The 13,487-nt window shown below is 36.1% G+C and carries 17 protein-coding genes and 1 pseudogene; 8 read left to right on the top strand and 10 right to left on the bottom strand.

Annotated features, from left to right (window positions below; all coding sequences use genetic code 11):
- Positions 1–150: 150 nt before the first annotated feature.
- The 4 genes from D8847_RS06755 to rpsI all read left to right on the top strand — a co-directional run bounded on the left by D8847_RS06755 (position 151) and on the right by rpsI (position 3,312).
- Entirely contained in the window at positions 151–1,044 is an 894-nt protein-coding gene (locus D8847_RS06755; RefSeq protein ID WP_125841057.1) for an ABC transporter ATP-binding protein, read from the top strand.
- A complete protein-coding gene (locus tag D8847_RS06750; protein WP_125841056.1) occupies positions 1,041–2,240 on the top strand; it encodes an ABC transporter permease in 1,200 nt (399 codons plus the stop codon). The genes D8847_RS06755 and D8847_RS06750 overlap by 4 nt, the downstream gene beginning before the upstream one ends.
- 214 nt (positions 2,241–2,454) lie before the next feature.
- Positions 2,455–2,901 carry a 50S ribosomal protein L13 gene (gene rplM / locus D8847_RS06745; protein ID WP_002876943.1) on the top strand — a complete coding sequence of 149 codons (447 nt, stop codon included), beginning with the start codon at positions 2,455–2,457 and terminating at the stop codon, positions 2,899–2,901.
- 18 nt (positions 2,902–2,919) lie between these two features.
- A complete protein-coding gene (gene rpsI, locus D8847_RS06740; protein WP_000075969.1) occupies positions 2,920–3,312 on the top strand; it encodes a 30S ribosomal protein S9 in 393 nt (130 codons plus the stop codon).
- A gap of 106 nt (positions 3,313–3,418) precedes the next feature.
- Here the strand turns inward: rpsI and D8847_RS10640 are convergent, their stop codons facing one another.
- The 7 genes and pseudogenes from D8847_RS10640 to D8847_RS06700 form a co-directional block, all read right to left on the bottom strand.
- The gene (locus tag D8847_RS10640) at positions 3,419–4,636 is read right to left on the bottom strand and encodes a site-specific integrase (RefSeq protein ID WP_000156557.1); all 1,218 of its coding nucleotides are present in this window, start codon (positions 4,634–4,636) and stop codon (positions 3,419–3,421) included.
- 66 nt (positions 4,637–4,702) lie between these two features.
- Entirely contained in the window at positions 4,703–4,966 is a 264-nt protein-coding gene (locus tag D8847_RS06725) for a helix-turn-helix domain-containing protein (protein ID WP_001196068.1), read from the bottom strand.
- 13 nt (positions 4,967–4,979) lie between these two features.
- Positions 4,980–5,638: pseudogene (locus tag D8847_RS06720) on the bottom strand (replication protein).
- A 202-nt stretch (positions 5,639–5,840) separates the two neighbouring features.
- Positions 5,841–6,341, bottom strand: coding sequence for a hypothetical protein (locus tag D8847_RS06715; RefSeq protein ID WP_229035159.1), 501 nt, complete (start codon positions 6,339–6,341; stop codon positions 5,841–5,843).
- A 102-nt stretch (positions 6,342–6,443) separates the two neighbouring features.
- On the bottom strand, positions 6,444–7,532 hold the full coding sequence (locus D8847_RS06710; protein ID WP_000255254.1) for a type IV secretion system DNA-binding domain-containing protein: 1,089 nt from the start codon (positions 7,530–7,532) through the stop codon (positions 6,444–6,446).
- Entirely contained in the window at positions 7,532–7,846 is a 315-nt protein-coding gene (locus D8847_RS06705) for a hypothetical protein (RefSeq protein WP_025170852.1), read from the bottom strand. The genes D8847_RS06710 and D8847_RS06705 overlap by 1 nt, the downstream gene beginning before the upstream one ends.
- 162 nt (positions 7,847–8,008) lie before the next feature.
- Positions 8,009–8,527: a hypothetical protein gene (locus tag D8847_RS06700; protein ID WP_001060107.1), complete on the bottom strand. Its 519-nt coding sequence runs from the start codon at positions 8,525–8,527 to the stop codon at positions 8,009–8,011.
- Between the two features lie 357 nt (positions 8,528–8,884).
- Between D8847_RS06700 and D8847_RS06695 the strand changes: the two genes are divergently transcribed.
- From D8847_RS06695 to D8847_RS06685, 3 genes are all read left to right on the top strand, one after another.
- On the top strand, positions 8,885–9,742 hold the full coding sequence (locus D8847_RS06695) for a hypothetical protein (protein ID WP_125841054.1): 858 nt from the start codon (positions 8,885–8,887) through the stop codon (positions 9,740–9,742).
- Between the two features lie 10 nt (positions 9,743–9,752).
- Positions 9,753–10,328, top strand: coding sequence for a hypothetical protein (locus tag D8847_RS06690; RefSeq protein WP_000185169.1), 576 nt, complete (start codon positions 9,753–9,755; stop codon positions 10,326–10,328).
- 215 nt (positions 10,329–10,543) lie between these two features.
- Positions 10,544–11,332, top strand: a complete 789-nt coding sequence (locus D8847_RS06685) for a hypothetical protein (protein ID WP_000762458.1) — start codon at positions 10,544–10,546, stop codon at positions 11,330–11,332.
- Between the two features lie 337 nt (positions 11,333–11,669).
- On the opposite strand, the gene cadX is transcribed toward D8847_RS06685, so the two are convergent.
- Together cadX and D8847_RS06670 are read right to left on the bottom strand one after the other, a co-directional pair.
- Positions 11,670–12,008 carry a Cd(II)/Zn(II)-sensing metalloregulatory transcriptional regulator CadX gene (gene cadX, locus D8847_RS06675; protein ID WP_000711085.1) on the bottom strand — a complete coding sequence of 113 codons (339 nt, stop codon included), beginning with the start codon at positions 12,006–12,008 and terminating at the stop codon, positions 11,670–11,672.
- Positions 12,009–12,019: 11 nt separating this feature from the next.
- Complete coding sequence (locus D8847_RS06670; RefSeq protein ID WP_006152989.1) at positions 12,020–12,634, bottom strand: CadD family cadmium resistance transporter; 615 nt, start codon at positions 12,632–12,634, stop codon at positions 12,020–12,022.
- A gap of 28 nt (positions 12,635–12,662) precedes the next feature.
- Between D8847_RS06670 and D8847_RS10800 the strand changes: the two genes are divergently transcribed.
- Positions 12,663–12,848 (top strand): FanG protein, encoded by a 186-nt coding sequence (locus D8847_RS10800; protein WP_080566886.1) that lies wholly within the window; start codon positions 12,663–12,665, stop codon positions 12,846–12,848.
- Positions 12,849–13,273: 425 nt separating this feature from the next.
- On the opposite strand, the gene D8847_RS06660 is transcribed toward D8847_RS10800, so the two are convergent.
- Positions 13,274–13,487, bottom strand: a 214-nt coding sequence (locus tag D8847_RS06660; RefSeq protein ID WP_142999092.1) for a transposase, incomplete at its 5' end; no start/stop codon positions are given.

Here is a 13,487-nt window from a genome sequence, read left to right as displayed (position 1 = left end):
TGAACTATACTTAAGTTATTACTAGAGCGCTTAACAACCTTAGATTTGGTAGATTTTTACTATAAATAATATCGATAAAAATGGACATAAAACGTTGTAAAGGCTATCAAAAAGGAGTATAATAAGTGCAATATATCTAGGAGGTGGAAGATGCTAGAAGTAAGAAATCTAGAGAAAAGTTTCGGTTCCAAGCAAGTCTTGTTTGGTGTCGATTTTCAGGCAAGTCCAGGACGGATTCTGGGCTTGGTCGGAAAAAATGGTGCTGGGAAAACAACGATTTTCCACAGTATGTTGAAATTTTTAGAGTATCAAGGAGAGATCAGTCTGGATGGGCAGGAGATTCGTCAGGAAACCTACGCTCGGATTGGTTATCTGCCTGAGGAACGCAGTCTCATGCCCAAGTTGACAGTTCTTGAGCAAGTTCGTTACTTGGCTACTCTAAAGGGCATGGATGCTAAGGAGGTCAAGGAAAAACTCCCTCAATGGATGGAGAAACTGGAAGTGAAAGGAAAGCTGACTGATAAAATCAAGAGCCTCTCCAAAGGGAATCAGCAGAAAATTCAGCTGATTATCACCCTAATCCATGAGCCAGACTTGATTATCTTGGATGAGCCCTTTAGTGGTTTGGATCCAGTCAATACCGAGTTGCTCAAACAGGTCATCTTGAAAGAGAAAGAGCGCNGTGCAATCATTATCTTTTCTGACCATGTTATGACCAATGTCGAGGAGCTTTGCGATGATATTCTGATGATTCGAGATGGGCGTGTGGTCTTGCATGGGCCTGTTCAGGATGTCCGTAATCAATACGGGAAAACACGTCTCTTTGTTTCAAGTGGACGAAGCAAGGAAGAACTGGAAAGTCTTCCTCATGTCAAACAGGTGAGCTTGACCAAGCAAGGTAGTTGGAAATTGATCCTAGATGATGAGAGCGCTGGAAGGGAACTCTTCCCCATCCTCACTCAAGGTCAATACATCGCGACCTTTGACCAACAAGCTCCAACAATCGATGAAATTTTTAAACTAGAATCAGGGGTGGAAGTATGAGAAATATGTGGGTTGTAATGAAGGAAACCTATCTTCGACATGTCAAGTCGTGGAGTTTCTTCTTTATGGTGATTTCGCCGTTCCTCTTTTTAGGATTATCTGTAGGAATCGGCTATCTCCAAAATTCTTCGATGGCTAAAAATAGCAAGGTAGCAGTAGTAACAACAGTGCCATCTGTAGCTGAGGGACTCAAGGGTACTAATGGTATCAATTTTGATTATAAGGATGAAGCCAGTGCTCAGGCTGCTATCAAGGATGAGAAAATCAAGGGTTACCTAACCATTGACCAAGAGGACAGCGTCCTCAAGGCCGTCTATCACGGTGAAACTTCTCTTGAAAGTGGCATCAAGCTAGCAGTAACCAATAAGCTCAATGAGCTTCAACACCAACTCAATCGCTCGGCGGCTAATTTGTCCCAAGAGCAGGAAAAACGCCTGGCTCAAACCGTTGACTACACAGAAAAGATTGATGAAGCTAAAGAAAATAAAAAAACAGTGCAGAACATGGCGGCATTGGGTTTAGGATTTTTCCTTTATATGATCTTGATTACCTATGCTAGCGTCACTGCTCAGGAAGTGGCTAGTGAAAAAGGGACCAAAATCATGGAGGTGGTCTTCTCTAGTATCCGAGCTAGTCATTATTTCTACGCTCGTATGATGGCTCTTCTCCTTGTGATTTTAACCCATATTGGGATTTACGTCGTGGGTGGTCTGGCTGCGATTCTGCTCTTTAAAGACCTACCAATCTTGGCTCAATCTGGTATTTTAAATCATCTAGGAGAGGCTTTCTCGCTCAATACCTTATTGTTTGTCTTGGTTAGTCTCTTTATGTATGTTGTTTTGGCAGCCTTCCTAGGTTCGATGGTTTCTCGCCCTGAGGATTCAGGAAAGGCCTTGTCGCCATTGATGATCTTGATTATGGCAGGATTCGTCGGAGTGACTGCTCTAGGTGCTGCTGGGGATAATTTGGTTTTGAAAATTGGTTCCTACATTCCCTTCATTTCGACCTTCTTTATGCCATTTAGAGCTATAAATGGGTATGCAAGTGGTCTAGAAGCTTGGATTTCGCTTGCCATAACGGTTGTTTTTGCAGTCACTGCAACAGCCTTTATCGGACGCATGTATGCTAGTCTAGTCCTTCAAACAGATGATTTGGGAATCTGGAAAACCTTTAAACGTGCCTTAGCTTATAAATAGCAATAGAAACCTCGTTTTCACGAGGTTTTTGTGATATTTTAAAGGTCAAATCGGTAAAAATATTTTTCATATCTATTGACTTTTAGTAGTGAAATTTGGTATGATAGTAGACGGTATTGTTTACCCCATTTGTAAGGCCCCGGAACCTTTCAAATACCCCGCGGACCGGAACATCCGCCCTGTAAACAAAAACGATATTCATATAGGAGAAATCATGAACAAAACTACATTCATGGCTAAACCAGGCCAAGTAGAACGCAAATGGTACGTTGTTGACGCAACTGATGTACCTCTTGGACGCCTTTCAGCAGTTGTTGCTAGCGTACTTCGCGGAAAAAACAAACCAACATTTACACCACACACTGATACAGGTGACTTCGTAATCGTTATCAATGCTGAAAAAGTTAAATTGACTGGTAAAAAAGCAACTGATAAGATCTACTACACTCACTCAAACCACCCAGGTGGATTGAAATCAATCTCTGCTGGTGAACTTCGTTCTAAAAATGCAGTACGTTTGATCGAAAAATCAGTTAAAGGTATGCTTCCACACAATACTCTTGGTCGCGCTCAAGGTATGAAATTGAAAGTATTCGTTGGAGCTGAGCACACTCACGCTGCACAACAACCAGAAGTTCTTGATATTTCAGGACTTATCTAAGGAAAGGAACAATAAAGTATGTCACAAGCACAATATGCAGGTACTGGACGTCGTAAAAACGCTGTTGCACGCGTTCGCCTTGTTCCAGGAACTGGTAAAATCACTGTTAACAAAAAAGATGTTGAAGAGTACATCCCACACGCTGATCTTCGTCTTGTAATCAACCAACCATTCGCAGTTACTTCAACTGTAGGTTCATACGACGTTTTCGTTAACGTTGTAGGTGGTGGATACGCTGGTCAAGCAGGAGCTATCCGTCACGGTATCGCTCGTGCCCTTCTTCAAGTAGACCCAGACTTCCGCGATTCATTGAAACGCGCAGGACTTCTTACACGTGACTCACGTAAAGTTGAACGTAAGAAACCAGGTCTTAAGAAAGCTCGTAAAGCTTCACAATTCTCAAAACGTTAATCAATACGATTATATCAACGTTTCAAAGCACTCAAGAGTTTACCTCATGGGTGCTTTTTTTGTGTTTTTTGAAAAAGTTCACCTCAAAGTTTACCTTATTTTAACCTTATTGTTTTAGAGACTTTAAGGCAAATTCACCGACTGCCATAGGGACTACGTTAGAAGTATTGACATAAATCTGTGTTGTACCTGTGTCGCTATGTGTTAGAGCTTCGGAAATGGCTTCTAAGCTCATTCCAGCCTGTTTAGCGAGCGTTGCTCCCGTATGACGTAGTTTATGTGGTGTAGCGTGTGTAAGCTCTGGGTGTCGCTTTCTGATAGTTTTCATCTTATTATTAAGATAGTCAGAATGTAGGGGTTTATTGATATTCCCTCTGGTATCTATATAAGTGAAGATGAATTGTTCTGGATTACTGATGATACCAAACTTTGCTAGTTCATATTTTTGTTGTTTTTTCCATACGGTTAGGAGTTGAAGCAAGTCGCTAGAAATAGAAAAGATAGTTTTTTTATTTCCTTTGGTAGATTTTACTTGTCCGTATCTATCTAAAGCCTGAATTAACTGAATCTGAGATTTTGAAAAGTCGATATGTTTCCACTGGAGAGCATATGTTTCTGATTTTCTATCTCCAAGGAAAAAAGTGAGATAGAAAAGGACGTAATCTTTGAGTGATATTCTATCATTCTCTAAATCCTCTTTAAAGGCTGAGAACCACTCTTGGAGTTGCTCATGAGTTAAATATAAATCTTCATCATGTTTTGATTCTGCAAGTTGAATTTTTTTTACAGCCTTAATTCGTCTTAAAGTTTTTGCAACTCTATTTGCTTCAATATACTCAAGTTCTTCTGCCCAATCAAACATAGAAATGACGTAACTTCGTAAAGTTTTGAAGTTTGCATATTCATTAGCTTTTGAGGTCATCAAATTTAGAATAACCTGTTTATTTTGGTTTAAAAATTGAATCGTATAGTTGCCAAGAAGTGGTAGTATATGCTTTTCAAAACATGTTTTGGTATTGGCAATTGTTGACCTGCTTGGTGGTTTAGAAGTTGATGTAGTTTGTCCTGCTTTATAGGATTCCCACCAAATATTATTATAGAAGTCTGAGAAAAGAATATCTTCTTTGCCTAGTCCCGAAAACGCATTGTCTTCAATTTGGTTTAACTTCGTGAGTAAGTCTATCTCTGCTTGTCTTGCCTCCTTTCTTGTTTTGAATCGTTTATCGTAGTAGTTGTTGCTGACGATTCCAAGTGGCATTCGAGCTTCTATTGGAATGTAGATTTTTAAACGATAAGTACCATTTTTGGTTTTAGTGATAGTCATGATATTCTCCTTGTGTATCGAACCAGAAAATATCATGACTATTATAAAACAAAAATCTTGATATTTCTAGTTATGTGAGTTTAGCCATTGGTCGATAGTGTCTTTATGGAATCGAATCGTTTTACCGATTTTGATTTTGGGTAGGCCTTTTACAATCCAAGAATCCAGTGTATTGTTTGATATACCTAAATAGTTACAAGCTTGTTGCTTGTTCAAATAGGGGCTATCGATACCGCTCTTGTCTAATTGCTCTCTGATTTCTTTATTTATAAGATTAGAGAGTAAAAGTTGAATTTGATGAATTTGCTCATCTGGTAAGATTACTTGCATAGCTTTTCCTCCATTATACTTCTATTGAAGTAGTGCTTGACATGACGTCATTAGTTTCATTAGGAGTATTCGTCAAAGAATTTTCTGATGAAGTTATTTTGCTTTTGTCTGTGCTATACCTTCGTGAATCTAAATACTTAGCAAAAAAGTAAGTTTTATCTACGATAAGCCTTAATAAGATCGGATTTTCTTCTCTCGCATATCTAACCAGATGATTAAACTCTGTGAAATTCTTCTTGTCTATCACGTCAATAATAATTGATAGAAAATCATCGCATCGTTGTTATTGTTTATGAGGAATTTGTCTAATTCAAATCCGCATCCTATTTCTATATCATCAATTTTGTATTGAGTCTTTTCAGGATTCTCCGCATGAACAAAGTAGTCATACATCCCCTTGGGAGACATAATAGGCTCTACATGAGCAGGTCCCTTTAATTTATCCTTGATGAGTTCAGATACTTGATTATAGCTTTTAAGCGAATCAAAGAAAAAGGCTCCATGTTTATGAGCTTTCTTAAGTTCCCCTGTTTTTCGATTGATATCTCTATCATGCCAAGGTGATAAGATAAAGGGGATATGAAAACCTTCAAGGATTTCCAAATAGTTTTCTGGGGCGCTCTCTCTGTAGAAAAGAAAAGCCCATTTATTAGAACGTTGTTCTTTTGCCATATTCAATATGTCTCGCTTTCAAATTGTATTTCTATCTATAAGGAGATTTAGAGGGGTGTCTTCGGAATGTGGAACATGATTTATTTGATTTTTGATGATTATTGATTATTGGACTAACGGGGTCGTAGTAACCCGTTAGTCCATATACCAAGCAGACGGGCGCTAGGTGGCGCTTACTTCGTGCGCCATAGCGCCCGTCCTATCATTTACGTCTTGTTCCGATAAAGTAGAAGTCCATGCCCTTTCTTTCAGGTCTTGAAAAATAATAGTCAGGATTGCGACTAGAAATTTCTTCACTGATGATTGTTTCCAAATCTTTTAGAATTCTAATGGCTTGTTGCGATTTGGGGACAGGAATAATCAATGTTGTGCTTTCCTCTCGTATATCTACAACCACTTTCTGAATCGCTTTATTGAACTGTTTGTTGATAGGGTTGTATCTCTTTGTGTTTCCTTGCTCGCTTGTGCTTACAGTTTCTGAGTACTCTCTTTGAATCAGAAATAGACGAAGAGAAAAGGTCTGTGTAATGGACTTAAAGAGGTTTGATATTCTATCTTCTCTATGGCGTATCTTAATTTCATAGCCAACTAATCCAAGGAATAAGAGAAGGGACAATAAAGAAATAGATGAGCTGATAAAGTGAAGCAAGCGCAGGAAATCAAACAGAGATGTGAAATAGATACTGTTTTCCAAGGGATTCATTCCAAGCCTCAATAAGATTGAAATAAACATAGATAGGATTCCCATTATAAAAAAGGTAGTTGCTGGATGAATGGTTTTTTGAAAATTCGTTTTTCTCATAGTCTATAAAATTCCTTTCTTGGTGTAATAGGTGGGACAGAGGAGGGGGAAAACTTGATAAGGATGTTCGTTATCAATAATCTGTATAAGTCCTGTTCCTTTGCCTATCGGAATAACGATGCCCTCAGGGTCGAGGTCGGGAAACAAAAACTGTGTGGTCTTTTTATTAATGTTTCCAATCTGTATCAGAACATTCAATTGTTCCCGAACAGATACGGGGATAGTTGTATGGTCAAAGCGTTGACTGACTAGAAGTAAATGAACACGTGTAGCTCGTCCCAGTAGTGCGATTTGAGACAATAAAGAGAAGAAAGAATCTTTGATGGTTCTGTTGACTCCTTCTGACAAGGCTAGTACTTCATCAATAACAATGGTTAGATGTTTAAATTCATGACGTGGATTTTCAAACAAGATGGCTTGCCTTTTATGAATGATGGTCATACACTTGCTCAGGTTTTCATTAATTTCTGACACAAAATCAGATTTAGAGCGGTTTTCATGGGGGTGAATAACGGGAGTTTGGTGTTCTCTTGCCCAGCGTGATGGTGTATCAAACTTAGGGTCAATAATAATTAGGTCAGAAATGTTTTTCAGGACGCTAAGTAGATAAGTCAAAGCGTAACTTTTCCCACTACCGGAATTACCAGCAATAGCCAAAGAAGTTACCTTATCATAGTTAATGGCTAGATTTTTCATGATAGGAATATTATTACCCTTTAGAGACGAGGTAAATATCTCAAGGTCTGGAATGACCAAGCGCTCCGAAACTCCTTTTTTCCATGGAAAGAATAAGCCACGCTGAACATGAATATCCTCTGACTTTAAGGCGATAAAGTAAACAGAGTTTTGTTTCAATAGCGTATATTGAGGATAGAGGGAGGCGTTTGCGATTAGAAAAATCTTCTGATACAAGTCATCATCAATGATAAAGCCACATGGTAGACGAGGGACAAAGATAAAGCCGTCTTCTCGGACAAGAATGTTAAAAGAGTTGGTGTAGGATGTTTCACCCTGTAATACAGAGCCCAAACCCATATTTAGGCTCTGTAACAGGTATTGTTCCAACTCTCTTTGTGTGAGAGTTGAAACCATTAGTTCACCTCTTTCAATCCGTCAGCTTTGAAGTAGACATTGTAGTTAACTTCGCATGCCATTAGACCTTCAAATGAAACCAGAGATAGGTAGTCTGGTAGTTCAGGTGCTTCTGTAAATTTCACTTGAAAAGGCGGAAGTCCTTTTTGTCCGAACCAAGCCTTATAAGCGACAATTTCCCCTGTTGGTTTGTTGTTTTCGTACTTTTGTTGGGGTTCGAGTTCGTCACTCAGTAAGTAGATAGGAGCGTTGAGGTCAACGTATTGTTGAGCGATATGGTTTGAGTAACCGCCTTTTCGGTGTTGTGGTTTGATTTTCATATGGATATACCTTTCTATATGAAGCTTAAAAAGTAAGAAGAGACAAGCTCGGTTTGAGGTCATGAGCTGGACTTTTAAAACTACCTCCTAATTAATGGACAAAATTAAGGGTAGTTGAACCATTTTTGAGCAAAAAAGGCCTAATTTTTTGTTCAATTATTCTGTGAGTCTTTCTTTTATATAAGACATTATTTTCGGTATCTTACGTTGGATTTTACGATAGTCCTCATTTAATCTTCTACCCATTTCTCTGAAAGAAAGTTTCTTGTAGTTTATATAGGTTTCCCCCCTATACGTATATTCATATTCTTCAAATGAATGGCAAAGTAAGATAATGTCTCTGTCAAGTTCATCTAATTCAGATAGAACCTTTTTTAATCTTGGCAATTGAGCTAAGGTAAATTCTTCATCTTCTGTCTGAATGAGAAAGTCAAGAGGATTAGGGGAATCATCTATAAACAAGTCAAGTGGAGTTGTTTCGTTATTTGTTCTTCCATTGTTTATTTTGGAGTTTAGACTTATTTCTTTACGACGACATTGGCGAGCATAACTATTTTCATGTCTATCACTCTCATTTAGCCATTCAAGCCAGAAAGATTGCTCTTCTGGAGTTAGAGATTTAACGAGTTTTTCATTTAATTTCTTTTTAGAAATTTCTTCATATATATTATTCATGTTGGTTCCTTTCTGTCCTTAGGACGGAAAGAAACTTTAATGAGCCATACTGAATACCGATAGATGTGAAAAGGGCACACCAAATAAACGGATAAACAGATATATGCAGAACTTGACCGTTATCGTCTGAGTTTTCATATTCGTTTCAATCCGTCCATTGGGTGTACACCTATTAGGACTAATGTTATTCTTTTGAAGAAAACGCTTGTAAAATTTGATATAATAGTATCAAATATACATTTGCTTTATCTTCACTCTCTATTATAAAGTAGATAGTGTTACCATCAATTGTAGATAGAGTATATATAGAGTATATAAAGTAGATACAGTTACTAATTTAGTTATGAGGAGTAAAAAATGTCTGAAAATATCCCACGACTCACAGGANGTATTCTATTTGGACTGATGCTTGAAGCTAGAAAACCCAAAAGTAAGGTTCGAATTGGATGCTTAGAAGAACGAACTGATGCATTATCCGAAACTGATATTATGAAGTCTCTTATTGATATTTTTACAGGAGAAATTCAGCAAATGCCTTACAGGAGCTCGTTTAAAAAGAATGTTTCTGAATATAAAAAATGTATTATTTCTAAAGCAGGGTATTTACCTTTTGATGATTCGAGGTTCATTAATTCATTTAAAGATTCTGTTGAACAAAATAAAAAAGACACACTAGAAAGTATGTCTGTATTTATTAATGACAAGTTTTCGGAACAAAAATTGAAGTGGCTTGTTTCTGCGGTTATTGAAATTATTTGTAATGATGGAACGATTGCTGACTTGGAGACTTTTAAAGTTTCCTCCAATGAATCAAAACTTAAGCAGAAATTATTAGAAGCTGAGGTAATCGAGATTGAGTCATTTTTATTAGATGTAATGAGATATATTTTTGTCAATAAAATAGATAATACTGTCGGTAAGCCAACATTTGAAGCATGGTATTCTAAAATCGGAGAACGAGCCCCTTGGGAATTTACTAATGCAGAACTTGGACAACATATGAACGGCATAGAAATAACTCGATATAATCCAAGTGTGGAAGATGTCGAGAAACAAGAGTATATCGAAGAATCAGATGTTGAGTTTGAAGAAGAGTTTCATTCTAATGTTGAAAGTGATGATGCAATAACAAAACAAGTGTTGAATAATCCTAAAGTTATCAACCAGTATGCTGATAATATCTATAACATAGAACATGTAGAAAATCTAAATTAAGGAGAATACATTGACAAACTCACTAAAAAGACAGGGTAATTTGCCGTCAGAATTTCCCCAACAACCACTACAACAAAATGCAGAAAGAATTTATAATATTGAGCAAGCGAACAATGTAAACAATATCGTCAACTATGTCCCTGCACGCAAGATACTTTCTCCTAACGAATACTACAACTTATTTATAATTTACGGTGAACAGTATGAAGGAGATTCATTTACCATAGAAAATGGTAGAATTTTTGAATACACTAATACAGCGATAAAACAAAAGTTTTCTCAATTTACACTAGAAGATATTGACGAAATAATGAGTTTACCAACTTTATTCCTTCCAGAGTATAGTGAGGTGAACCAAGAGATAAAAACTGGATTTTTGGGACAATTAGTGGATATAGATAAAAGAGCTGGATATATAAAATTTGATTTTCAGAAAGAATGTGAAATTGATTTAAATCTGATCGAACTTCATCAATCAGAATTAAAAATAGAAGATTGGGAATTAAGTAGGACTCACTGGGCAATTAAAAGAGCTAATTTAAAGAACATTTTAAAAGGCTTTGGTAATGGCAACGAAACAGAGTAAAGAAGTAAAAATTCAACGTGAAGTTGAAGAGTGGCAACGTCTTACGGCATGGAGTTTGTGACACAAAATGAAAGTGTCAATCCAAAGATTGACAAAGCCTTATCAAAAGCTTCCTCCGTAAGAAATCAAAAGCTAGAACGAACTTATAAGATGTCAATAATGCGGTAGGACGTTATGAAGAGGTCGTCAATCTCGTCAAATTTGGTAAAGACGAAATGAAATTAGATGGATTATTTATTGAGGTAATAGCGATGAAATATTTTAAATTAATCAATGGTGGAACTTATCATATTGATGAGTTTGAAGAGAAAACAAATAAAGAATTACCATATTATCAAAATGGTAGTAAGTACGCATTGTGTCCAACTTGTGGTTCTTCGATTCAACTTATCGGGGGAGAAAATAATAATACGCAAAATAGAGCTGGAAGATATTATGCGGCACATACAAAAAATTCTATAGAAGGACTGTTATTCGACATAGAAAGAAAAAATAATTGTGCAAATTATGAAGGAAATCAAAGTAATTGGCAAGGAATTTATCAAAGGGGAAATGGTCTCCCTGAGAATAGGGAGCTTCATCAATTCATAGAAGATTATAAACAAGATATTGCTAGAAAAGTTGGTGATTTGATTGGATTTAATGGACTAAAAAGAGATGAAACACCAAGTGCTATTTTTGATAATATATTAGAGTCTTTTTTTAGGAATGGAGGATTATGTATTTCACCAGAACAATTTGCACCTGAATATATTCCTAGAATGATTATCGAAAGAGCTGAGCCAGTTATTTGCTGGGGTTCAATTCCTCATGAGGAAATACGCAATCGTATCCTACAACATCCACTGTTACAAGATTCAATTGATGGGAGACAATTTAAACCAAATATTGAAACAAGACTTGTTTGTGTTCTAAATAATGGGAATGCTCCTACTCAAATTCAAATCAGATTATTGTTTGAAGATGAGGAATTGAACTTAAAACAAGTAAATGCTAGAGTTTAGTAGGGGGATAGAACGGTATAAAGATAAAAAAGAGGAGCTTCATTATGAAGCTCCTCCTCTTGCTTTTAATTGTCCGAATCAATATTCTTATTTCAAAAAAGGTAGTGAAAAAGGTAGTGATTCGGTTGATTTTTATTGCAATGTAGTGAAATTTGAAATTTCAAAAATCGCTTAAAATCAAGGTTTCTCACGTTTGTTGACGTGTAGTGAATCCTATTTCACTTCTGTAAAAATTAAATAATTTCTATTTTAGCTGTTAGAAACGTTGGTACATCAATGTTTTTAGAATGCTACATAATAAAAGGTAGAGTGAATGGTAGAGTAGTAAAAATAGTTGTTATCCTAGTTGATTAAAAAAATCTCTGATTTCCTCATCTTTTATAAAATAATATATAATTTTCCCCTCTCTTCTAGTATCCAAGATGTTTTGATTGGCTAGTTTACGAAGATGGTGGGAGGCAGATGCCATACTGAGATTTAGTAAACAGGCTATATCACAGACACAGAGTTCTTCAACAGCAAGGAGATAAAAGATGATATTTATCTGTTTATTATCGGTAAACTTTGATAAAATACGAAGCGATTTTTGGACTTTTTCCTTTTCAAGGTAGTTCGTTGCGGTTGTAACATTTTGTTGATTTATAATATTCACTTGGCATATACTATCTTTTTTCATAATTTTTTCTCCTAGCCGAACACAGTCCTTAGCATGTCAAAGCTGTTGTTTTCAATCAGGATATACATCCCCAATCCTAAATAAACAACGGCAATAAACCATCTGCTATATTTTTCCAAAGTTTCTCCAACAGAAGGGACTTGTGCCAATTTTTGGGCAGAAAAAACCAAGAGATAAATCATGACTAGAAAAGTAAGTAAAGCCACTATCAAATTCGCTAAATTTAAGGTAATAAAATATGGGACAAAAACACCAATATTGTCAGCACCACAACTAGCAAAAGTAATCATAGCTACTAGAAAAATCAGGTTTTTATCATCTTTGCGCAAACCATCTTTTGCAATAGCTTCTCCATCAGAATCTCCTAAAAGCAAAACTTTGAGTCCTAGGAAAATTGGAATCAAACCGAGCAAACCTAAAATCTCTTTACTAGGAATATAATTTAAGACAAATGCAAAAAGTAAACTTAGCAATATTAGACTAACAGAGCCTAGAAATTGTCCTAAATAGATGTTAATGATGTCTTTTCTGCTTTTTCTTTTGGCAAAAAATAACATTAGGATAATAAGTAAGTCTACGGCTGTCCCAGAATACAGGATTATTGAAGTAACAACATTTTGAACCATAAAACACCTCGTTCAAATATATTTTTGAATGTATTTTAACATTAAACTTTGTAGATGTCAACTTCAGCTCCATCAAAATATAGATAAGAAGGTAGTGTACCAAACATTAAAAAGCCCTGCCATCGAAATGATAGCGGGGCTTAACTTCAATATCCAGATGATATATTTATCTAAAAAAGGTAGAGAAAAAGGTAGAGTTTGGACTGAAATATAGTGAAATGTATTGAAATTGAAAAAAGAAAAAACGCTTGAAATCAGCGTTTTTCTTATGTATTGATTCGTATTGAATGCTTACTTCACTTCTGTAAAACTAAATAAGGTAAACTTTTGATATTCTGGTTCGATTTTAGCTTATTTTAGCTTATTTTTAATGAAAATTTACCTTATTTTGATGAAATTGATTGAAATTAGTTGAAATTTTATTTTTAGAGACCCCATGAAAACGTTGATTTTAAAGCACTTTGAAATTAGATGAAATAAGTGGTGCCCCAACCAGGTCTTAAGAAAGCTCGTAAAGCATCACAATTTAGTAAACGTTAATTCGAAAGAATTACGATACTTACAAAGAGCACCTTTCGGGGTGTTCTTTTTTATCGACATTTTTTGGCTCTTTGTCAACTGTAGTGGGTTGATGAAAAGCTATACCCTGGAGAGGACCAAATTGGTTCTCTCCTTTTTGATGTTCAAAGCAATGAGAATTCTAGTTTTAAAGTTGTCAAAGTTCCGAAAGCCAAAAGCATTTCGCTTGATGACTTTGATGAGGTTATTGGTAGCCTCTAGTTTTGCGTTTGAGTAGGGAAGTTCCAGTGCATTCATGATCTTGTACTTATCTTTCAAAAAGGTCTTAAAAATA

The sequence above is a fragment of the Streptococcus mitis genome (genome assembly GCF_003942795.1).
Lineage (GTDB): Bacteria > Bacillota > Bacilli > Lactobacillales > Streptococcaceae > Streptococcus > Streptococcus mitis_BJ.
This window is presented reverse-complemented; position numbering and strand designations above follow the sequence as displayed.

Excerpts from the sequence above, each read along its gene's own strand:
- D8847_RS06750 (WP_125841056.1), top strand. The coding sequence starts at position 1,041 with ATGAGAAATATGTGGGTTGTAATGAAGGAAACCTATCTTCGACATGTC.
- rplM (WP_002876943.1), top strand. The coding sequence starts at position 2,455 with ATGAACAAAACTACATTCATGGCTAAACCAGGCCAAGTAGAACGCAAA.
- rpsI (WP_000075969.1), top strand. The coding sequence starts at position 2,920 with ATGTCACAAGCACAATATGCAGGTACTGGACGTCGTAAAAACGCTGTT.
- D8847_RS10640 (WP_000156557.1), bottom strand. The coding sequence starts at position 4,636 with ATGACTATCACTAAAACCAAAAATGGTACTTATCGTTTAAAAATCTAC.
- D8847_RS06725 (WP_001196068.1), bottom strand. The coding sequence starts at position 4,966 with ATGCAAGTAATCTTACCAGATGAGCAAATTCATCAAATTCAACTTTTA.
- D8847_RS06715 (WP_229035159.1), bottom strand. The coding sequence starts at position 6,341 with ATGAATCCCTTGGAAAACAGTATCTATTTCACATCTCTGTTTGATTTC.
- D8847_RS06710 (WP_000255254.1), bottom strand. The coding sequence starts at position 7,532 with ATGGTTTCAACTCTCACACAAAGAGAGTTGGAACAATACCTGTTACAG.
- D8847_RS06700 (WP_001060107.1), bottom strand. The coding sequence starts at position 8,527 with ATGAATAATATATATGAAGAAATTTCTAAAAAGAAATTAAATGAAAAA.
- D8847_RS06685 (WP_000762458.1), top strand. The coding sequence starts at position 10,544 with ATGAAATTAGATGGATTATTTATTGAGGTAATAGCGATGAAATATTTT.
- cadX (WP_000711085.1), bottom strand. The coding sequence starts at position 12,008 with ATGAAAAAAGATAGTATATGCCAAGTGAATATTATAAATCAACAAAAT.
- D8847_RS06670 (WP_006152989.1), bottom strand. The coding sequence starts at position 12,634 with ATGGTTCAAAATGTTGTTACTTCAATAATCCTGTATTCTGGGACAGCC.
- D8847_RS10800 (WP_080566886.1), top strand. The coding sequence starts at position 12,663 with ATGTATTTTAACATTAAACTTTGTAGATGTCAACTTCAGCTCCATCAA.